We start from the raw sequence: 17,239 nt of genomic DNA, 5'->3' as shown, positions 1-17,239 counted from the left end.
CCACGTCGGTACCCGCCCCGTGCCAGCAGCCTCGGAGAAACTGATGATCAACAACCAGCAGTCCACCACACTGGCCGCCCCTGAACGCATGCGCGTGCTGGCCAGCATCGACTTCGACAACCTCGACCTACGGACGGCGCTCAACCGGATCACCGCGCGCACCGCCGAACGCACCGGCCTGCCGATCAGCCTGGCCACCCTGGTGTTCAACACCTCCCAGATGACCGTCGGCGCCACCGGCCTCGACGACACCTGGATCGCCGCCGCGGACGGCACCCCGGTGGAATGGTCCTTCTGCGCCAACATGATCACCACCGGCCGGCCGTACGTCATCCCCGATGCCCACCACTCCGAACAAGCCACCAACCCCCTGGTCACCATCGACGGCATCGGCAGCTACGCCGGTGTGCCCCTGACCGTCGGCGGCCAGATCGTCGGCGCCCACTGCATTCTCGGCACCCAGGCTCACCAGTTCACTCCCGAGCAGCTGGCGGAACTGGCCTGCGCTGCGCAGGAAATCACCGCGCTGCTGCAGGAGTTCAGCGACCTGGACTGACACCCTGAGCCACTGGGCTACCGCCGATACGCGAGCTGCTGTAACGCCACCCTGGCCGCTGGCATTCAACCCTGCACGGTGGAGTGGCACGACCACCCACCCGGGCCAGGAACCCCGGTATCTGAAGGCTTATACCGGCAACGCCGACGCCGATGAGTAAGCCACCTACCCGCCCTCCGCCTGCCGCTCAACAGCCCGGCCAAGGAGCACAATGCAACTCGTCCACGCCGGCGGCTGGCGGCTGCTGCAGATCCCCGACATCACCGACCCGGGCCTGTGCTACCGGCTGTGCCGCGACCGGATCTGGGCCGGCGACTGCCACACCACCGAACTGCACGACCGCCTGGCCTTGCTCGGCCTGAGCCTGGACGACTTCACCACCGCCGGCATCGACTGCTGCATCATGGTCGACCCCAGCTCCCACATCGCCTGCCTGCGTCCCGCCGAACCCGTCGACGGACAAGCCCACCTGCCCTTGTGCAGCCTGTGCCGGCACAACCTGACCCAGATGCGCGGCTTCCCCCGCCACCGCGACATCCACCAGCCGGCAGCCGCCATACCGCACCTGAGCACCCTGTGGCAGCATCTGGACACCGACCACGATCGGCGGGAACTGTCCCACCACCTGCGCCATCCCATCGCCAAGATCCTCGGCTGGGCCGAAGTCCTGCACGACGACACCACCATGCGCCCCGCCCAGGCACACCAGATCAACGTCATCTACCAATCAGCCTGCGACCTGCAGCAACTGCTCGACAACGCAGCCTCACCGCTCTAACTGCCAGGCACAAGGCGCCACCCTGGGCCCTGACCGTGCCGGCCGACGACGAATCACCAGCGGCGAGCAGCAGTTGTGTGACGCACAGACCGCGTAGCCGGACCGAAAACCAGTCGGGCTCACAGCTGCCCAGGTTGGCAGGCCGACGCGACGCGTCGGGTGATCACTCGACCTCGCCGACGTCCGGATCACGCAGCGCCTGATAGGCACGTCCTTACCCGCTCCAAGATCACCGCTAGCGCCAGTTCTCGTTGCAATGCTCCTCAAGGGCTTTGTCCGTTCCACTTCCTTAGAAGTGGAACGGCGAATCATGGAAGTCGCTCAAGCGGCCGCAGCCGGTCCCTCCGGCACCAGAAGGTCACAATTGCTACTGGGGTCGTCTTGGATGCGCCAGCCAGATGGCCAGGTGTCCTTCCGGTTTGCGCGCCGCATCACTCGCGCGCCGGCCAGGGACAGGCTGCTGCCGGGTTCCAAGATCGCTTTGCCGAGCTCGGCATCACCGGTGAACGTCGCCTCATCGAACCACGCGAAGCCGGTGAAGGTCGCCCCGACGAACCAGGCGCCGTCGGTGAACGTCTTGCGGCGTGCGATAGGTCTTCGTCGACATGATGACCGAAGATGCGCAGTGATCGATGCCTGGTTGAGGATGGGGTATGCGGCTTCGTGAAGCGGAAAAGATTCGGCAGGACGCTCTCGAACTGATCGACAGTGCGAACAAGTGCAGCAACGTCGGTGATGCGGCGGTGCTGGCGCAGCAGGCGTCAGCGATGGCAACGCTGGCTGTTGCCGCCGAACTCGGCGACCTCCGCGACAGTGTTCTCGGCGTCAAGTCCGCGCTCGGAGATCAGGACGGGTATGGGGCGGCCGGGCATCTGCGGTTCATCAGCGACTGGTTGGGGAGAAGATCGCCGACCGACCTCGGTAAGAGGGCAGGCGGCCTTGAGGCCTGTGGTTCCGATGGTGCAAGCGCGGTGGCGCCCGGCCGGTGGGTGGATATGACATCCAGAGATCCATGGCTTCCGCCGGCTTGGGCGTCCCGCCAGCATCAACGATCGGCCGCCTACAGCAGCAGCTGAGCGGGTGGCGGCTCCGGGCCGAGAGACATGTCGTCACGCCACTTCCCCGCCCGCTGGATCGTCCGGACGCGGTGCGCGGTGCCGCTGCTCGTTCAGCTGCCCACCACCGCCTTAAAGGGCCATGTCCACGAACCGGGACAGGTGTAGTTGCGCCGCCACGGTGATCGTGTCTGTCGGCCCGTTCCGATGCTTGGCCACGATGAAATCCGCCTCGCCGGCCCGCGCGGACTCTTTGTCGTAGTAGTCGTCGCGGTGCAGCAGGATCACCACATCGGCGTCCTGCTCGATCGACCCGGACTCGCGCAGGTCGGACAGTTGGGGGCGTTTGTCCTGCCGCTGCTCCGGGCCGCGGTTCAGCTGAGAGATCACGATGATCGGGCAGCCGATCTCCTTGCTCAGCAGCTTCAGGCCGCGGGACAGCTCAGAAACTTCCTGCTGCCGGCTTTCCGTCTTCTTCGGCGACGACATCAACTGCAGGTAGTCGATCACCAGTAGCCGCAGGTTGTGCTTCTTCTTCAAGCTGCGCGCCTTCGACCGGATCTCCGACATGCCCATGCTCGGCGTGTCATCCACAAAAATCGGTGCGTCGGCGATCTGACCCATGCAGCGAGCCATCCGCGCCCAGTCATCGTCGGACAACTGCCCGGACCGCAGCACGTGCAGGGGCACCCGCGCTTCGGCCGACAGTAGCCGGGTCACCATCTCCACCTTCGACATCTCCAAGGTGAAAAACCCGGACGGCATCCCTGCCCGGATCGCAGCATGCCGGGCAATGTCGAGGCCGACCGTGGATTTACCGAGCCCTGGTCGGCCGGCCACGATGATGACCTGGCCTGGTTGCAGTCCGTTCAGTAGCCGGTCGAGGTCTTTGAACCCGGTCGGGACTCCCAGCATCGACCCGTCGCGGCTGCCCGCCGACTCGATGTCATCCATGACCGGCTGGAACACGTCACCGACCTGTGCCGTCTCTCCGGCGCCGCGGTCAATGGTGATGTCGTAGACGGCCTGCTGCGCCAGATCAACAACGGCGCCAAGTTCGAGGCCGTCACCGTTGGCCGAGCCGTAGCCGAGCTGTGCGATCCGTATCCCGGCTTCGACCAAGCGCCGTGACACGGCCCGCCGCTGCACGATCCGCGCGTAGTAGCCGGCATTCGCCGCCGTCGGCACGGCTTCGATGCAGGTGTGCAGGTACGGGACCCCGCCGAGCCGGACCAGGTCATTGGACTCGGCTAGGTGTACTGACCCGAGAGGTTGGGGACGCGGCTGGCGGGTGGTAGGCCGTTGAGTGCGGTGTGTCCGCGGTGGTGATTGTAGGTGTGTAGCCAGGCGGGCAGGGCTTCGCGGCGTTCGGTTTCGGTGCGGTAGGCCCGGGCGTAGGCCCATTCGTCGAGCATGGTGCGGTTGAAGCGTTCGACTTTTCCGTTGGTCTGGGGCCGGTAGGGGCGGGTGCGTTTGTGGGTGATGCCGGCGGCGGCGAGTGCGTCATGCCATAGGTGGGAGCGGTAGCAGGAGCCGTTGTCGGTCAGTACCCGTTTGACGGTGATGCCCCGGCTGGTGAACCAGGCGTGGGCGCGTTGCCAGAAGGCTGTGGCTGTCTCGCGGGTCTCGTCGGGCAGGATTTCGGTGTAGGCCAGCCGGGAGTGGTCGTCAACAGCGTTGTGCAGGTAGTGGTAGCCGAGGTTGGGCCGGCCGTGGTGGGTGCGGGGACGGGCCGGGTCCCGGTGGGCCGAGCTGTGGCGGTTGCCGTCGGCCCGGCCGTGGACGCGGTGGCCGCCGCCGTCGGGGATGTTGCCGAGTTTCTTGATGTCGACATGGACCAGATCGCCTGGTGTGTCGTGTTCGTAGCGGCGGATCGGCCGGCTGGTGGCCCGGTCCAGGTGGGTGAGCCTGGCGAGCCGGTAGCGGGTCAGGACCCGGTGCACGGTGGCCGGGTTCAGGCTCAGGAAGTAGGCGATCCGGGCGGGTCCCCAACGGCGCAGGATGCGGACCTTGATGATTCGCCGCTCAGTGCGGGTCGGAGTCTGTGACGGGCTGTGGTGTGGTCGCGAGGAACGGTCGGTCATACCCGCCGGCCCGTCGGTGCGGTAGCGGTCGGCCCACCGTTTCGCTGTGGTCGTGCTGACCTGGAAACGTTCGGCGGCTCGCCGTAGCGGCCATCGGTCATCGACCACGCAGCGCGCCAGGCGCAGCCTGCCGGTCTCGGACAAGGGTGCATTACGGTGGGGCATGAGGGCCTCCGCAGGTTCGGGGTAGGACGTCGCAATCCACACCGAACCCGAAGGCCCTCACCTATTTCAAGATCTCCCCGTCACCAACGTCCGTGGTCAGTACAGCTAGGGCGGCGGCCACGGTGAGCGCGTCAGCCGGTTCCCCTTTACCGTGCAGCGTCAGGATCGTCTCGAACACGGTGCGATGAACCGGCCGGTAGAAGTCAGTACCGGTGATGATCTCGGTGACTTCGTCGACTGCCGCAGCCGACAGCAGCATGCCGCCCAGAACGGCCTGCTCCGCCTCAACGTCGTGTGGGGGCACCCTGTCACTCACCGGACACCTCCGAGGCGTCAGCGTCCCAGTTAGGGCCCGCAGTGAGCGCCCTCAACTGGTCCATGGCCGATACCGAAGGCGGTGACTGCGCTTCGAGGTGATGGCCGACCGCCGCCAGCACCTCCCGCACATGCGCCCCGCCGGCCTGCATACGCACCTGCCGGTTCATGTCGTCCTCAAACTTCGACGGCAACTGCAGCGCCTCCGACGGCTCCAAACGGCGCCGCTCCGCACGGATCGCCTTCACGCCGGCCCGGACGTGCGCGGGCATCAACCGGTCGGTCTGATCCCGGTAATGCCGTACCACCGCGGCTTTCGCGTCGTCCAAGTCGATGTCGTCGAGCGCCAGGTACCAGGCTTCGACGTCGGCCTCACCGATGCGCCGGTAGTCGAAGGTGGCTGCCAGGGTCAGCAGCAGCACCACCTCGGCCTTATCCATGCTGAGCCTCCTCAAGCTTGCGGTACCTCTGATACAGGTCTTGGTTGTCGGCAACCCGCTGATCTGCGGGGGAGCGCGGAATGGGGGCGCGACGAGCAAGTTCGGAGCTTCCGCGGCCTTGAAGGTCGTGGGCAGCTGCGTTCCTCGGCTGGGCGTCCCCCATGTCCATCTCGTCGTTCCATCGTTCACCGGAAAGCCACCCGTCGGGATGCTTGGTTTTGTCCCTGGGGATGCCTTCACGTCGGACGCGGTCTCGATAGGACTCGGCGCCGGCGATGATGTCCTCCGGCTTGGCGCCCTTTTGGACGGCTGCGGCGTAACGGGTGCGTGCTTCCTTCTTTGACACCTTGAGCGGGTAGGCGTCCCAAAACTTGCACCAGTTGGGGTCATCGTCGGCGCCGGGCGCCGGTGTCCTCACCGGCGGAGGCGGTGGGGGTAGTAGTTCTCCCTGTTCCTCTTTTCCCTGTTCCTTCTTCCCTATTCCGGGCGCGAGTGTTTCGCGAGGCTCTCGCGAGGGTGTCGCGAATGCTGTCTCCGGCTCGTCAGCCTGCCCAGCGTTTTCGCTGCTCAGATGCTGTGCGCCGGGATCCTCGGGTCCGGGGTAGCGCGCCTTGCCTGGCCTGTCGATCTTTTGATGCTCGTTCCAGTTGACAACGGCCAGGTAACGCTTGCCGTTGACGGTGTAACGAACTATCCGACCGGCTGCGTGAAGCCTCGCGAGATCCTCGCGAACGTTGTTACGGGCCTCGCGAGGATCCTCCTCAAGGCCGAAAAGTTCGGCGGCGATCAACTTAAAGTTGTCGAGTCCAACGCCGTTGTCGTCAACGTAGGTCCACAGTCCGATAAAAAACAGACGTGCCCGAAATGGGAGAACGGCAATGCTCTCAGACTTCCAAAAATCCGGCTTGACCGTTCGGATGCGTGGCATTAGACCTGTACCTGCTTCCGGCTACGGCCCGGCCGTGGCTGATTGAAAGATTTGGCGAGTAGGTAGCTCAGGTGTCGAAGTACGTCGACCATTTTGTCTTCCCAGGGCGCCTCTGGTTCTCCCGCGCAGGACCAGTCGCGCTCCGCCGCTTCGGTTGCGGCTGCCAGCATGCCGGCAGGTACTGCATCGAAGACGTACCGGGCAATCAAGCGAAGCCGGGCAGTGTCATCAGCAACCCGCTCGACAAGTGAAAGCGCAGTGAGGACCACAGCGTTGTCGTCTGGATAAGTCCGCTCCGGCACCGGAAGTTCCAGATGCGCTGCGGCGAACTTCGCCGCATCAAGAAGGCGCTGGTCTTCGCCCAGGACTCCTCGTACCTCGTCGATGACCATAACGGCAAGATCATCGCGCCCTTGCCACCACTTATCTTCATGATGGCTACGACAAGCGGTCGTGCATCTATCTCCACAGGGTGACTGGCTGCCTAGTGTTGCGGCAGAAGCTTCCATGAAGACGTTGTGCTGGTCATTTTCCAGCGGCTTCTCTGCTTTGATCGCTTCCCGCTCGGCGTCTAGGGCTGCGCGCCGGCTGTCGTAGTAGTCGACCTGGGTGGCGCTGCGGTCGACACGTACCCACCAGTCTTTTTCTTTGGCGTGGGTTGCCATGCGGTCGGCGAAGTCGACGGTGATGCCGACGTAGAGCAGGACGCCGGTGCGGTCGTAGAACCGGTAGAGGATGTGGGGCCGGTTTTCGAGCTCGGCGCGGCCGACGGAGATGCGTGCCATCAGGCAATCACCGCCACGGTCTGGATGGTGACAGCGGCGGCTGCGTGTGTGTGGTGCGTGACGTACGATGGGGTTCTAGGCTTCAACACAGCCTGAACCTCCCTTCCGTTGTCTGAGAACAGAAGCGTGAGGAGCGGGTTAGCGCGGTCATCGGTGGTAGGACACTGTTGGCCGCGCGTCTTTTTATCTTAGTCGAACCGGCGTTCGATTCCACGTTTCGGCCCGCCTCCTTTGTGCGATTCCAGCCCGACAATGATCAATTAGGTGAGGGTATCTATGTCGCCTTGTTGAACTATTAGAACGGAATCACGAAAGACGTGTAGCTGGCTCGGATGATGTGCTCTTTGCCCGCCTGATCCCACCTCGCGACGTCAACACCCGGTAGCCGTCCGCGAACTCGATCAGCGCACTGTTCATGCCGCCACGCACCAGCACTCGACAGGGCTGGCTGGCCCGGTCCACGCCGTCACCGAACCACGGCACCCGCACGCGAACACCCGGGTACTCGAAGGTGCGCGTCGACCACGCCCAGACGTACGGGAAGTCGCCTACTGCTGCCCGTGCATCCATGGCGTCTCCTTCCGGTCGAACACCGAGACCGGGCACCTGAGCGTCGCGGCGATGTCGGTGAGCACCTTGCGCGACAAGCCCCGAGTACCCTTCTCGGCTTCGCATAGCAGCGACGCCGAGATTCCGACAGCTTTCGCCAGGTCAGCTTGTTTCCATCCGGCCTGCTTGCGCGCCCACTTGAGAGCGGCATGGTCGTGTTCCACCCGGGAGATTCGGCGTGGTCTTGCGGCGCCGGGTTTGGGGATCAGTCGGTAGTCGCGTTTGATGATGGCAAGGATGTCGTTGATGACGGCTTCCAGCCACGCGTCGATCGGGGTAGCGCCGTTGATGTCCATGCGCCGTTTGGCAGCGGCGATCAGCTCGTCGGTCGGTTCCATCACCGCGGTCCCACTTTGAGGGCCTGTCCCGCGAGTTCCGCAATGCCGTCCATGCCGGGCCGCTCCGACCGGGCCACGGCGAACGCGCGGATGTCTTCGAGTGCTTGCCGATACCTTCCGATCCCGCCATTCGGCGGCTGGTACTGCTCGTGGAGGGTGAGCGCCTGGCCGGCGTCGGTAAGCCGTGCCCGGATGCTTTTCTCGACGATGCCGTTGAGGAGTGTGACGAGGCCGCGATCGGCGAGCTCGCGCAGCGGCTTCTGCACGGTGGTGTGGAGCGGCCACACCTGCTCGCCGAGCCGGTAGCGGGCGGCAAGTACATCCAGGATGAGCTGCTGGGTGGGCGGCAGGTTGTCGATGTTGATGCCGCTCACCCGCTGAACCTCATGTTCAGTGGCCCGTCCGGCATGATCCGGTCGGGCTCGTCGGCGTGTGGCTGCAGGGTCAGGATGGGCCGCGGTGTTGTCACGCGGATGCCGTGCTTGGTGGCGTACGCCGTGACGACGTCGATGTTGTGGGCGGTGAACTGGCGAAGGGTACCGTCGTCGTCGCGCCAGATGAGCCGCCAGCGGCCTTCGTGTTTGTCGAGGTATCCGGGGATCGTCATGTCAGTTCCCCCGTCTTGAACGCTAGGTAGACGGCGTTGGCGGCGTTGCGGGCGCCGAGCCGTGCGAGGATCGCCTTGATGTTGGCTTTGATCGTGGTGATGCCGACACCCATCAGCTTTGCCGTGTCGGTGTTGGTGTGGCCGGCGGCGATGTAGCGCAGCGTTTCTTGTTGGCGTGGGGTGAGCGGCCGGGCCGCGGCGGGCGCGGTCACTGGGCTAGCTCCATCAGCGCGGCCGGAATGACACCGAGAACGCCGAGAGTGTTGAGGGCATCGGCTGCGGACGTCGGTTCGCCGTCGTAGCGGGCGGCGCCGTTGACGACGGTCATGTCCGGGTTGGTACTACCTGCGTACGAGCCGACGGTGATACGCGCCCCGGTCGGCAGGGTCCACTGGTGGCAGATGTATGCAGGGCTGTACTGCCGGTATTTGGTGACCTTGACGTCGGCTCCGACGGTTCTGGCCCAGTGCATGACAGCGCCGATTGCACGCCAGTCGGGGAAGATGGTCATGCAGTCACCGTCACCGGTGTGAACAGGTCTCGGAATTCGGCATCGGGCTTGTTGGCCCACAGCCGGTCGGTAAGAGTGTCGATCCACGTGATCATCGGGCCACCTCCCAGAAAACACCGCCGGGCGCAGTGTCGGTCAGGTAGCGCAGGTAGTGCTCACGGGCCGGGCCGTCTGGGCTGCAGTGCGACGAGTTCCACCACTGCATGTACAGGCTTTCGTCTTTGAGGGTGGTTAGGGCCAAGTCGTACCCGCGGCGAGTAGCCTCACGAAGCTTGGCGTGCAGGGCCTTGATCTCCTCTTCCTGCACGTGCCGAGCCGCCTTCAAGTGTTCGAGGAACAGACCGCGTAGTTCTGGAGGGATGTCCTCAATGTGCTCGATCGGCTGGGCCTGATCGGTCATGATGCCGCCTCCGGATCGTCGTATTCCGCGTCCTGCCAGTCGCCGCTGTAGCCGCTCGCGGCCCACCGGTCCATGCGCTCAGCGACCGCGCTCCAGCCGGCTTCCTCGATCCCGGGGGTGAAGTGGTCGCTGCACACGTTGGGCACGCACTTGTTGCAGCCGCCGGCAGCAGCCTGGTCCAGGGTGGCGCGCACGAGGGTTTCGTGCAGGGTCTGAGCGGTCAGCATCAGGCCACCTCATCGTCGTGGAGAAAGTCCGGGCCGCCGTGCGCGGCCAGCAGTTGCAGAGCAGCCCGGCCGCCATTGTGTCGGCGTACCTGCTGCAGGACCTTCCGACCGAGGCTGATCTGTTCGCAGTTGCCGACGGTCAGCAGGTTGATCAGCCGGGATACGTCGTGGGTGCCTTCGGCGACCAGGACGACCACCGGGTCGCCGTGCTCATTGTCGTATGCACGAGAGTCGTAGCTCACCGGGCTACCTCCGCCGCACGGCTGGGGCTGCGGAAGTGGCTGGTCTCGTATCGCTCGTTGAGGTCGGCCGGGTTAATGCCTGCCCGGTCGAGAACGGAGACGATGTATTCTTCGATCCTTTCGCCGTTGAGGGCGTCGCCGTCCGGGTCGTAATGCCACAGCAAGGACGGCAGGTCACGAGGGGACGCGTCGAGGCCGAGAACCGCGGCGACCGAGGTTTGGCCGATGAGCGCCAGGTAGCCGATCTCTGGGCGGTCGTTCCCGGTCCTCGGCTCGTGGGTCACGTCGTAGAAGCCGGCAAACGCGGCCATGGCCTGCGCGGCGTAGTGCCGGATCCACTCCTCGCGGGTGCCGTGCTCGCCGGGCGTCGCGGCGAGCTCGTTGGCACGGTTCAGGCGGTCGATCGGGGTCATCGCCCGGCCTCCTGAGCTGCCACAATTCGCGCGTTCTGCTCGACGATCTGCCTCAGGTGGTTCGTCTTTGACTGGGCGCGCTCGGCAGTAGCGCCTTCGGGCCACGGATTGCAGTACTCGATGTCGCAGGACCAGCTCACGGTGCGCGCCTCGGCTACCGCCCGCCGGGTCTCGTCCGGCAGTGCTCGCATGAACTCGGCCCCACCTCCAGCGGTGATCGCCGACCAGTCGACCCCAGTCGCCACCAGAGCCTTCCCGGCCGACCGGCAGCACTCGATGCAGCCCGGCCCGTCAGAAACGTGCAGTCCGGTTGCCCGGTGGGTGATGAGGAAGTCTCCGCCGAGGACCGCGCGGAAGTCTTCGGTCATGCCGAAAACGGGGGTGATGGCAAGGTCGTCACTGATCGGCTCGCAGGGCACAGTCACGGGCCCGTTCGAGGTGACGACGGTGCAGGCCGGAAAGGACGGGATCTTCGTGGTCATCGGGTTTCCTCCCGGGTGAGGACGTCGAGCATCTGCCGCGTGGCAGCAAGCTCAGTGGTGAGATGCTGGATGTAGCTGATCAGGGCGGGCACGTCGTCGGTGAAGTGGAGGCGTACCGCTGCGGGCACGGCCAGCGACTGCCAGTCAGCCCAGCGGTGGGCCTTGTCGACGCGGTCACGGACTGCATCGAGGTCCAAGTCGGTCATCGGTCAACCTCCGCAGTGGCCGAGCAAGAGCACATGCCCACGCCGCAGCACTGGCCGTCGCAGTCCTCGTTGCGTGAGGCGGGCCCGTCCATCTCGCACAGGCACTCGCGCAGGCCGCGGTTGAGGTGGATCACCGCGGCTGCGGCGTCGATCGGGGAGAACATGGAGCCGATCCACTCGTTACCGCGGTAGATGGCCAGCGGCTCGTGGGGGTCGACGTGGTAGCGAACAGAGATGCTCATCGGGCCACCTCTGCGAAGATCTCGCCGTGTAGCCGCTCCAACTCGGCATACACGGCGTCGTCGGTGGTGCCGGCCGCGACGATCCGGTCCAGGGTGTCGCGGATGACCGGGTTCGACAGGGCGGACGGCTCGCAGCCGTCGTGGAACCGGCAGCCACCGTCGTTGGACGGCTGGTGCATGTAGATCTCGTTGAAGCGGGCCTTGGTGCTGGACTCAATAACGGTCAAGGCGAGCATGTGAGGGCCGTTAGAAACCCACCAGTGGAAGAAGCCGCCTTCGCCGCCGTCGAACGGCTCGGTGGTGTGGAAACGGGTGAGGGTCACTGGGCCTCCTTGTCGCGGCGGAACGCATCTCGTGTGCTGGCGTCAGGCCACAACGCCCGCAGGATTGCATCTGCGTTTGGCGTGTAGTCGCTATCGAGCAGGGCCTGCACCCGGTGGCGGATCGCATCAACCTCGGCCTGCGAGTCGGCCAACTGCTCGGTAAGCGAGTCGATCAGGCGGGTGGCGGTGTCGCGGGTCAGGCTGAACGATGCGGTGACGATCTGAGCGACCAGGTCATCGTGATCGGTCTGAGCGGTCACGCCGTACCTGCCGCGTTGAGGCCGGCAACCATGGCCTGAACCTGCACCCAGCGGATCTTGGCCTCGTCGTACTCGACGTCTTCCCATAATTCGATGACGTCGTCGCCGGAGAAGCTGCGCGGCCAGTCGAGGAGACCGCCACCGAGATCGACAGGGATGGCAGTGCCCCGGCAAATGCTGAAGTCGGCACCGTCTTCGCCGTTGAGAGCTGCGATGTCAGGCAGGGGCTCCCCGCGATAGCTGAGAACGGCCTGCCATGGGCCGCGAAGGTGGTCGTTGGTCATGAATGCTCCTCCGTCTGCGGTATTGGATGCCACCTCAGTGTGGCCTACAGTTGGTGGCATGACAAGTCAGCTTTCAGTGCCACCCGGTGTTGGCCACCTTCGTGTCTGCCAGTATTTGTCTGTGACGGACAAACAGCTTGCCGACGTACTCGCCGCTTACCGCCGCGCCGAGAAGGCGCTCGACACCCGCCGGGATGAGCTGTTCAAGGCCATCGGTGAAGCCGTCACCACCGGTCGCGTCCGCCAGTCTGACGTGGTAAAGCAGATGGGCTACACCCGCGAGCACGTCCGCCGCATCTGCCGGGCGTACGAAGACTGGCGAGACGGCAAGACCACCGAACTGAAGCTTGCGCGGTAGAGCGTGACCCTGACAACGCTGCGTCTGCCCGTCGTGCCGCCGCGCCCTACGGGCTGGCTTGACCCCTGCTGCATTTACCGCTTTTACAACGACGCGGGTGTGCTGCTCTACGTCGGCATCACGGGAAGCCCGTCGGTTCGCTTTGAATCCCACCGAGCCAACTCGGCATGGTGGGGCCAGGCTGACCTGACGCGGACGCTGGTCTACTGGCGGGAGACCAAAGGCCACGCTGAGGCCGAAGAGATTGCGGCGATCATTGTTAAACGCCCGGTCTTCAACATCGCGCACCGGCCAGGCCCGCGGATCACTAACCGGCAGCCTGCGTACCGGGGATGAGTTTGAGTGAACTCAGAGTCCAACTCGGCAGCAGGGTGGAAGCGGCCTTTATGCGTGGCGAGTCGACCATCATCAGGCATGGGTCGAGGAACATCGCGCGGGCCGTACTGGTGCCGTACGAGGTGGGCCCCGAACCCACGCCAGTAACCGTCAGCGGCGAGACGCAGTCGTACTTGGTTTCGCCCGAATGGTTTGAGCGCGCCCGGGAGGCGCTGGGCGAGAAGGGTCACCCGCCGACCTCCGGCACCTGACCGGCACCCGCACACGGCTCGTCGCTGCTCTCCACCCCGTCCCGCGTGACCTGCCACCGGCCGTGCCCGACGATCAACCCGTCCTCGGTCGCAATGTCCCAACCGCACACCGGGCACAGGCCGTGCTGCGCCTCGGCCAGAACGACGCACAACGGGTGGGCGCCTTCCGGGGTTGCGGCCGGCTGCTGCGCGGGCGCCCAACCTCCACGCCGACCCGTGCCGTTGAACGACCGCCCGCACAACATCTGCGGCAACCCAGTGCGGCGCACACACCACTCGTCCCGGTGCTCGCCCGTCGTTGCCCACTCGAAGCCGTCAGCCAGCCGGACCATCAGTCGCCGCCCGTCTCCGGGTCCAGCACCCGGATCGCCCGCGGCGTATTAGGCACCCGGCTAATCCACCCGGCGCCCTGCAACCGGATCAGCTGGTGGGCGACCGCAGACGGGGACAGGTGCACACCGGCCCCGATCTCCTTCATGGTGGGCGGGAACTGTTTCTCTGCAGCGTAGGACTGGATGAACGTGAGGATCCGCTGCTGCGTGCCAGACAACAGAGGCACCACCTTGGCGCTCACCGCAGCACCTTACGAGCGGCAGCCGCCAAGCTGACGGCACTCACAATGCGCTTGCCGAACGGCTCAGCTTCCGGGTCATCCAGCAGGGCTACCTGCTCCACAAATGCTCGCAGCCGCTGATTCTCGGCCAGCGCATCGAAGAGCCGGCCCGTCATTGATCGGGTATCGGGCATAGTCATGACGCCTCCACAGGCACGGGGGACAGGATGTGACCGGCCGCAGCAAGCGGGTTGAGGTTCAGGGCGGCCCGCCGCTGCTCCGGCTCGCGATGATTTGCGGAGTACTTGTGGTAGCCCTTGGTGCCGGGCAGGCACTGCACCTCATGCATCGCTTCGGCGAGTGCCTGCACCAGCTCTGACGCTCTAGTCATGATCAAAAAGGTGGCTCGTCGTCGAACGAACGCTGACCGCCTGAGCTTGCTGCCGATCGAGCGCCCTGCGTTGCCCACGGATCACCGCCACCGCGAGGCGCTTGCTGCGGCCGTAGTCCGCCGTCACCACCGGACCGCTGCGCCTTCTGCACCTTCACCGTCGCGTACCTCAGCGATGGCCCGATCTCGTCCACGTCCAGCTCGACGACGGTGCGCTTCTCGCCGTCCTTCTCATATGACCGCTGCTTCAGCCGGCCCTGCACGATTACCCGGGCGCCGCGCTGCAGCGACTCGGCGACATGCTCGGCGGGCTCCCGCCACACGCTGCAGGACAGGTACAGTGGCTCACCGTCGCGGTAGTCCTGCGTCTGCTTGTCAAAAACGCGTGGGGTAGAAGCAATGCGGAACGAGCAGACCGCGGCACCGGACTGCGTGTACCTCAGCTCCGGATCCGCGACGATGTTGCCAACAACGGTGATCACTGTTTCTCCGGCCATCAGGCTGGCATCCTTTCGTCGGTGCGCTCACGACAGACGAGGGCAAGGTCGTAGCCCAGGGCGTCAGCCCAAGCGCGGAGGGTGTCAAGGCGGGGGCTGTGCAGCCCGGCCTCTGTGCGGTAGACGTACTGCTGCGACAGCCCAGCCAACCCAGCCAGAACGTATGGCTTGAGACCGCGCTGGTTCCGGCGGTCGCGTAGCTGGGCGATGATCGGGTCAACGGAAGTCACTGGCCACCACCGGTAGGCCAGGTTCGGAAGTTCTGCCACGATCGGGACGCTGTCGGCCCGCGCTGCCCCATGTAACGCGAGCCCAACGACGCCGTCCCGTACGGAACCTCAGCCGGGGACGACAGCCGCGGCGTACGTCGATGCTGGAAGGCTGCACCAGGGACGACTCGAACGGCTCCAAGCCGAGCTCACCAGCCCGGATTTCAGCTCGCAGGTCACGGTCGGACAGCAGCATTAGGCAGCCTCCGCCTTGACCGCACGGAACCGAGGCTGCGGCTGAGGCTTGTGCGCCTCACGCCGCGGCCCGCCCGGATACGGGCGCGTGTCCGGGCGGCCACACGGCGCCGTCACCTCACCCAGCACAGTGCCGGAGTTGCACGGGCCAGCCGACGGGCGAATGGGCTTCACTGCGGCGGTCATGGCTGCGCCTCGCAGCCGGCATGCTGCTCCATGAACAAATTCCGATACGGGCCGGAGTCTTCTAGCCTGCGAACCGTCACCACGATCTGATGCCGAGCCGGGCACCGGAACGTCCATGCCGTCGTCGCCGACATCAGCCGGCGCTCGGTCTCGAAACCGCCCGTCGGCTGCCCGGTCAGGTCGACGATCGTGACCACGGCCAGGCCAAGCGGGTACTCCTTGCGCGACACCTTTTCGCCCAGCACTGGAAATGGCCCATCCAGGTGCGCCGGGTTGTCGTCCGGGATCAGCCCGTACCCGACATCCACCCTGATCTCGCCGTTACGCTGCCGAGAGGTCTTCGTCGGGCCGAGCCCATCCGCAATCGGTTTGAGTACGTACGGATGCCAGTTCGCGTCGTCGCGGTTCCTAGCTACCGTGTGATGCAGGCACACATCAATCCGGACCCGCTCCAGCCCGGTCGGAAGCTTCGCCTGCCGCGCCAGCGTGAACGTTGCCTCACGCCACGCCTTCCGGATCCGGCTGGCGGCCTGGTGGTGGGGACGGTCGTTGGCCGATAGCATCTTTGCCGGCGCCGGGATCCGGAGAGTCCACGTGCGGGTCTCAGTTTTGGTCATAACGGTCACCGGCCTACCTCCACCAGCCGCGATCCGGCGATCCTGTACAGGCGCCGCCGCGGCCGGAACTCGGAGACTGGGCCCGGCTCCCACTCGGACGCCACAACACCCGCCGCCTGCAGCCGGTCCAGCGCCGCATGCACACGGGGCTGACTGATGTGAGCCAGCCGGCCGATCGGATAGCCGCCAGCCTGCGACGGCCGCAGCATCCGGATCGCCTGCAGCACCCGCTGCTCGTCATACCGGCGCTGTTGCTCCCTGCGCCGCTTCCACCAGCCGATCACGACGCATCCCAGTAGTCGTCATCGTCGGACCGATCCCAAGCGGGTCGGTCGGTGTCGGACGGTGCCCGCAGTACGTCGCCCTGCCCGGCGATCAGCACCCGGGCGTCAGCCCACGGGTCACGGTCGAAATGCTGCAGGTAGTCATCGGCGATCAGATCCATCACGCCACCTCAGTCGTGGGAGTAGGAGTCGACGGTGATCCCGGACGGCCGAACAGTCACTTGCGCATGGTCACCGAACGCCTCCAGGAGCACATCCTCAAACGCGCCCGAACTAATGGCATCCGACAGTGCCCGGACACGGTCGTAACGGGCTTCATCAGGCCCCGTGTAAGCGCCCGGAATACGTTCCCGGTCGCGCCAGTCAAACTCACGGCGGCCGAGGGAAGGGTGGTCCCCGTAGTCGACTCCGTACTCGTACGTGTCGTCAATATCGTCCGGGTCTGGATCGTTGACCGTCAGGAACCACGGTGACCCGACGGAGAAGACGCACGGCTCCCCGTCGTTGAAGTACGGGGTGTACTGCTCCCAGCCGAACGCCTTCATGTGCGGATCGTCAAGAACGGCCCTCATCAGTGGCTCCAGCTCGGACAGCGGCTTCTGCGGGACACGCTTGTCTCCGCGGGTGATGTCGCCCTCGACCGGAATGCCGAGGAAGTTAGCGTGACGGCTCATGCGGGTTCTCCTTGCAGTAGGTGAGAGAGGGGAAGTTCTTTGCGCTGTGATCCCGACATCCACGGCTTGATCGGCATGCCGGCGATGTAGTCGGCGGGGGAGGGAAGCCAGCCGAGATCTTCGATGACGTGCCGTTCCGCGATCAGACGGACGGGGATGTCGACGCTGCCGTGCCCGTTGATTTTCGGCACGGTGATAGTGCGGCCGAAGATGCGCTGGCACAGCCAAACGCCTGCGGTGTGGTGGTACATGGAGCGATGACGTACGTCGCCGAAGATCTCTTTAGAGGAGTCCAGAAACTCCTCGACGGCGATGTAGTGATCGGGTTCGCCGCCCCACTTCCGGGCGGCCGATACGGCGTGATTCCAGGAATTCATA

The 17,239-nt window shown here is 65.4% G+C and carries 37 protein-coding genes and 3 pseudogenes; 5 read left to right on the top strand and 35 right to left on the bottom strand.

Going from position 1 to position 17,239, the window contains the following annotated elements; all coding sequences use genetic code 11:
* Nucleotides 1–43 precede the first annotated feature (43 nt).
* Complete coding sequence (locus tag ACSP50_RS28590; RefSeq protein ID WP_014692791.1) at nt 44–556, top strand: GAF domain-containing protein; 513 nt, start codon at nt 44–46, stop codon at nt 554–556.
* A 211-nt stretch (nt 557–767) separates the two neighbouring features.
* The gene (locus ACSP50_RS28585; RefSeq protein WP_014692790.1) at nt 768–1,334 is read left to right on the top strand and encodes a histidine kinase dimerization/phospho-acceptor domain-containing protein; all 567 of its coding nucleotides are present in this window, start codon (nt 768–770) and stop codon (nt 1,332–1,334) included.
* A gap of 321 nt (nt 1,335–1,655) precedes the next feature.
* On the opposite strand, the gene ACSP50_RS45180 is transcribed toward ACSP50_RS28585, so the two are convergent.
* A complete protein-coding gene (locus ACSP50_RS45180; RefSeq protein WP_369793965.1) occupies nt 1,656–1,925 on the bottom strand; it encodes a pentapeptide repeat-containing protein in 270 nt (89 codons plus the stop codon).
* A gap of 62 nt (nt 1,926–1,987) precedes the next feature.
* Between ACSP50_RS45180 and ACSP50_RS44285 the strand changes: the two genes are divergently transcribed.
* Nucleotides 1,988–2,410: a hypothetical protein gene (locus ACSP50_RS44285; protein WP_231956735.1), complete on the top strand. Its 423-nt coding sequence runs from the start codon at nt 1,988–1,990 to the stop codon at nt 2,408–2,410.
* A gap of 111 nt (nt 2,411–2,521) precedes the next feature.
* On the opposite strand, the pseudogene dnaB reads toward ACSP50_RS44285, so the two are convergent.
* The 22 genes and pseudogenes from dnaB to ACSP50_RS28475 all read right to left on the bottom strand — a co-directional run.
* Nucleotides 2,522–3,643 (bottom strand): annotated as a pseudogene (gene dnaB / locus ACSP50_RS28575) (replicative DNA helicase); the annotation flags it as partial.
* Nucleotides 3,640–4,638, bottom strand: a complete 999-nt coding sequence (locus ACSP50_RS28570; protein ID WP_014691959.1) for an IS481 family transposase — start codon at nt 4,636–4,638, stop codon at nt 3,640–3,642. The gene ACSP50_RS28570 and the pseudogene dnaB, both read right to left, overlap by 4 nt.
* Before the next feature lie 79 nt (nt 4,639–4,717).
* Nucleotides 4,718–4,996, bottom strand: a pseudogene (locus tag ACSP50_RS28565) (DnaB-like helicase N-terminal domain-containing protein); the annotation flags it as partial.
* Nucleotides 4,947–5,393 carry a hypothetical protein gene (locus tag ACSP50_RS28560; RefSeq protein ID WP_014692787.1) on the bottom strand — a complete coding sequence of 149 codons (447 nt, stop codon included), beginning with the start codon at nt 5,391–5,393 and terminating at the stop codon, nt 4,947–4,949. The gene ACSP50_RS28560 and the pseudogene ACSP50_RS28565, both read right to left, overlap by 50 nt.
* The gene (locus ACSP50_RS42410) at nt 5,386–6,321 is read right to left on the bottom strand and encodes a hypothetical protein (protein WP_014692786.1); all 936 of its coding nucleotides are present in this window, start codon (nt 6,319–6,321) and stop codon (nt 5,386–5,388) included. The genes ACSP50_RS28560 and ACSP50_RS42410 overlap by 8 nt, the downstream gene beginning before the upstream one ends.
* Complete coding sequence (locus tag ACSP50_RS42405; protein WP_014692785.1) at nt 6,321–7,106, bottom strand: GIY-YIG nuclease family protein; 786 nt, start codon at nt 7,104–7,106, stop codon at nt 6,321–6,323. The genes ACSP50_RS42410 and ACSP50_RS42405 overlap by 1 nt, the downstream gene beginning before the upstream one ends.
* 306 nt (nt 7,107–7,412) lie before the next feature.
* Nucleotides 7,413–7,676: a hypothetical protein gene (locus tag ACSP50_RS42400; RefSeq protein WP_014692784.1), complete on the bottom strand. Its 264-nt coding sequence runs from the start codon at nt 7,674–7,676 to the stop codon at nt 7,413–7,415.
* The gene (locus tag ACSP50_RS28545; RefSeq protein WP_014692783.1) at nt 7,655–8,053 is read right to left on the bottom strand and encodes a helix-turn-helix transcriptional regulator; all 399 of its coding nucleotides are present in this window, start codon (nt 8,051–8,053) and stop codon (nt 7,655–7,657) included. Before ACSP50_RS28545 ends, ACSP50_RS42400 begins: the two co-directional genes overlap by 22 nt.
* Nucleotides 8,053–8,427, bottom strand: a complete 375-nt coding sequence (locus ACSP50_RS28540) for a hypothetical protein (RefSeq protein ID WP_014692782.1) — start codon at nt 8,425–8,427, stop codon at nt 8,053–8,055. Before ACSP50_RS28540 ends, ACSP50_RS28545 begins: the two co-directional genes overlap by 1 nt.
* Nucleotides 8,424–8,660, bottom strand: coding sequence for a hypothetical protein (locus tag ACSP50_RS28535; protein ID WP_014692781.1), 237 nt, complete (start codon nt 8,658–8,660; stop codon nt 8,424–8,426). The genes ACSP50_RS28540 and ACSP50_RS28535 overlap by 4 nt, the downstream gene beginning before the upstream one ends.
* Entirely contained in the window at nt 8,657–8,872 is a 216-nt protein-coding gene (locus ACSP50_RS28530; protein ID WP_014692780.1) for a response regulator transcription factor, read from the bottom strand. Before ACSP50_RS28530 ends, ACSP50_RS28535 begins: the two co-directional genes overlap by 4 nt.
* Entirely contained in the window at nt 8,869–9,171 is a 303-nt protein-coding gene (locus ACSP50_RS28525; RefSeq protein WP_014692779.1) for a hypothetical protein, read from the bottom strand. The genes ACSP50_RS28530 and ACSP50_RS28525 overlap by 4 nt, the downstream gene beginning before the upstream one ends.
* A 91-nt stretch (nt 9,172–9,262) precedes the next feature.
* On the bottom strand, nt 9,263–9,571 hold the full coding sequence (locus ACSP50_RS28520; RefSeq protein ID WP_014692777.1) for a hypothetical protein: 309 nt from the start codon (nt 9,569–9,571) through the stop codon (nt 9,263–9,265).
* Nucleotides 9,568–9,798 carry a hypothetical protein gene (locus tag ACSP50_RS28515; protein ID WP_014692776.1) on the bottom strand — a complete coding sequence of 77 codons (231 nt, stop codon included), beginning with the start codon at nt 9,796–9,798 and terminating at the stop codon, nt 9,568–9,570. The genes ACSP50_RS28520 and ACSP50_RS28515 overlap by 4 nt, the downstream gene beginning before the upstream one ends.
* Nucleotides 9,798–10,040, bottom strand: a complete 243-nt coding sequence (locus tag ACSP50_RS28510; RefSeq protein WP_014692775.1) for a hypothetical protein — start codon at nt 10,038–10,040, stop codon at nt 9,798–9,800. The genes ACSP50_RS28515 and ACSP50_RS28510 overlap by 1 nt, the downstream gene beginning before the upstream one ends.
* Nucleotides 10,037–10,453, bottom strand: a complete 417-nt coding sequence (locus ACSP50_RS28505; protein WP_014692774.1) for a hypothetical protein — start codon at nt 10,451–10,453, stop codon at nt 10,037–10,039. Before ACSP50_RS28505 ends, ACSP50_RS28510 begins: the two co-directional genes overlap by 4 nt.
* The gene (locus tag ACSP50_RS28500; protein ID WP_014692773.1) at nt 10,450–10,935 is read right to left on the bottom strand and encodes a hypothetical protein; all 486 of its coding nucleotides are present in this window, start codon (nt 10,933–10,935) and stop codon (nt 10,450–10,452) included. Before ACSP50_RS28500 ends, ACSP50_RS28505 begins: the two co-directional genes overlap by 4 nt.
* On the bottom strand, nt 10,932–11,141 hold the full coding sequence (locus tag ACSP50_RS28495; RefSeq protein ID WP_014692772.1) for a hypothetical protein: 210 nt from the start codon (nt 11,139–11,141) through the stop codon (nt 10,932–10,934). The genes ACSP50_RS28500 and ACSP50_RS28495 overlap by 4 nt, the downstream gene beginning before the upstream one ends.
* The gene (locus ACSP50_RS28490; protein ID WP_014692771.1) at nt 11,138–11,383 is read right to left on the bottom strand and encodes a hypothetical protein; all 246 of its coding nucleotides are present in this window, start codon (nt 11,381–11,383) and stop codon (nt 11,138–11,140) included. Before ACSP50_RS28490 ends, ACSP50_RS28495 begins: the two co-directional genes overlap by 4 nt.
* Complete coding sequence (locus tag ACSP50_RS28485; RefSeq protein ID WP_014692770.1) at nt 11,380–11,706, bottom strand: hypothetical protein; 327 nt, start codon at nt 11,704–11,706, stop codon at nt 11,380–11,382. Before ACSP50_RS28485 ends, ACSP50_RS28490 begins: the two co-directional genes overlap by 4 nt.
* A complete protein-coding gene (locus ACSP50_RS28480; protein WP_014692769.1) occupies nt 11,703–11,966 on the bottom strand; it encodes a hypothetical protein in 264 nt (87 codons plus the stop codon). Before ACSP50_RS28480 ends, ACSP50_RS28485 begins: the two co-directional genes overlap by 4 nt.
* Nucleotides 11,963–12,250 (bottom strand): hypothetical protein, encoded by a 288-nt coding sequence (locus tag ACSP50_RS28475; protein ID WP_014692768.1) that lies wholly within the window; start codon nt 12,248–12,250, stop codon nt 11,963–11,965. The genes ACSP50_RS28480 and ACSP50_RS28475 overlap by 4 nt, the downstream gene beginning before the upstream one ends.
* Nucleotides 12,251–12,371: 121 nt before the next feature.
* Between ACSP50_RS28475 and ACSP50_RS28470 the strand changes: the two genes are divergently transcribed.
* Both ACSP50_RS28470 and ACSP50_RS28465 read left to right on the top strand, forming a co-directional pair.
* On the top strand, nt 12,372–12,608 hold the full coding sequence (locus ACSP50_RS28470) for a hypothetical protein (protein ID WP_014692767.1): 237 nt from the start codon (nt 12,372–12,374) through the stop codon (nt 12,606–12,608).
* Nucleotides 12,609–12,611: 3 nt separating this feature from the next.
* Nucleotides 12,612–12,944, top strand: a complete 333-nt coding sequence (locus ACSP50_RS28465) for a GIY-YIG nuclease family protein (protein ID WP_080128042.1) — start codon at nt 12,612–12,614, stop codon at nt 12,942–12,944.
* Between the two features lie 226 nt (nt 12,945–13,170).
* Here ACSP50_RS28465 and ACSP50_RS44280 read toward each other — a convergent pair whose 3' ends face one another.
* The 12 genes and pseudogenes from ACSP50_RS44280 to ACSP50_RS28410 form a co-directional block, all read right to left on the bottom strand.
* On the bottom strand, nt 13,171–13,347 hold the full coding sequence (locus ACSP50_RS44280; protein ID WP_231956734.1) for a hypothetical protein: 177 nt from the start codon (nt 13,345–13,347) through the stop codon (nt 13,171–13,173).
* A gap of 179 nt (nt 13,348–13,526) precedes the next feature.
* Entirely contained in the window at nt 13,527–13,769 is a 243-nt protein-coding gene (locus ACSP50_RS28450) for a MarR family transcriptional regulator (protein ID WP_014692764.1), read from the bottom strand.
* The gene (locus ACSP50_RS42395; protein WP_014692763.1) at nt 13,766–13,948 is read right to left on the bottom strand and encodes a hypothetical protein; all 183 of its coding nucleotides are present in this window, start codon (nt 13,946–13,948) and stop codon (nt 13,766–13,768) included. The genes ACSP50_RS28450 and ACSP50_RS42395 overlap by 4 nt, the downstream gene beginning before the upstream one ends.
* Nucleotides 13,945–14,139, bottom strand: a complete 195-nt coding sequence (locus tag ACSP50_RS28445) for a hypothetical protein (protein WP_014692762.1) — start codon at nt 14,137–14,139, stop codon at nt 13,945–13,947. The genes ACSP50_RS42395 and ACSP50_RS28445 overlap by 4 nt, the downstream gene beginning before the upstream one ends.
* A 2-nt stretch (nt 14,140–14,141) precedes the next feature.
* The gene (locus tag ACSP50_RS28440; RefSeq protein ID WP_014692761.1) at nt 14,142–14,636 is read right to left on the bottom strand and encodes a single-stranded DNA-binding protein; all 495 of its coding nucleotides are present in this window, start codon (nt 14,634–14,636) and stop codon (nt 14,142–14,144) included.
* Nucleotides 14,636–14,866, bottom strand: a complete 231-nt coding sequence (locus tag ACSP50_RS45175; protein WP_043512363.1) for a helix-turn-helix domain-containing protein — start codon at nt 14,864–14,866, stop codon at nt 14,636–14,638. The genes ACSP50_RS28440 and ACSP50_RS45175 overlap by 1 nt, the downstream gene beginning before the upstream one ends.
* Nucleotides 14,863–14,994: pseudogene (locus ACSP50_RS45170) on the bottom strand (dCTP deaminase); the annotation flags it as partial. The gene ACSP50_RS45175 and the pseudogene ACSP50_RS45170, both read right to left, overlap by 4 nt.
* A 288-nt stretch (nt 14,995–15,282) precedes the next feature.
* The gene (locus ACSP50_RS28425; protein ID WP_080128040.1) at nt 15,283–15,903 is read right to left on the bottom strand and encodes a hypothetical protein; all 621 of its coding nucleotides are present in this window, start codon (nt 15,901–15,903) and stop codon (nt 15,283–15,285) included.
* A 5-nt stretch (nt 15,904–15,908) separates the two neighbouring features.
* The gene (locus tag ACSP50_RS28420) at nt 15,909–16,187 is read right to left on the bottom strand and encodes a hypothetical protein (protein ID WP_014692758.1); all 279 of its coding nucleotides are present in this window, start codon (nt 16,185–16,187) and stop codon (nt 15,909–15,911) included.
* The gene (locus ACSP50_RS42390; RefSeq protein WP_014692757.1) at nt 16,184–16,348 is read right to left on the bottom strand and encodes a hypothetical protein; all 165 of its coding nucleotides are present in this window, start codon (nt 16,346–16,348) and stop codon (nt 16,184–16,186) included. The genes ACSP50_RS28420 and ACSP50_RS42390 overlap by 4 nt, the downstream gene beginning before the upstream one ends.
* Nucleotides 16,349–16,357: 9 nt before the next feature.
* Nucleotides 16,358–16,861 carry a hypothetical protein gene (locus tag ACSP50_RS28415; protein ID WP_014692756.1) on the bottom strand — a complete coding sequence of 168 codons (504 nt, stop codon included), beginning with the start codon at nt 16,859–16,861 and terminating at the stop codon, nt 16,358–16,360.
* Nucleotides 16,858–17,238 (bottom strand): hypothetical protein, encoded by a 381-nt coding sequence (locus tag ACSP50_RS28410; RefSeq protein WP_014692755.1) that lies wholly within the window; start codon nt 17,236–17,238, stop codon nt 16,858–16,860. The genes ACSP50_RS28415 and ACSP50_RS28410 overlap by 4 nt, the downstream gene beginning before the upstream one ends.
* Nucleotide 17,239: the final 1 nt, after the last annotated feature.

This window comes from Actinoplanes sp. SE50/110, from assembly GCF_900119315.1.
GTDB lineage: Bacteria > Actinomycetota > Actinomycetes > Mycobacteriales > Micromonosporaceae > Actinoplanes.
The sequence above is the reverse complement of the archived record's forward strand: the minus strand, read 5'-3'. Positions and strand labels throughout refer to the sequence as shown.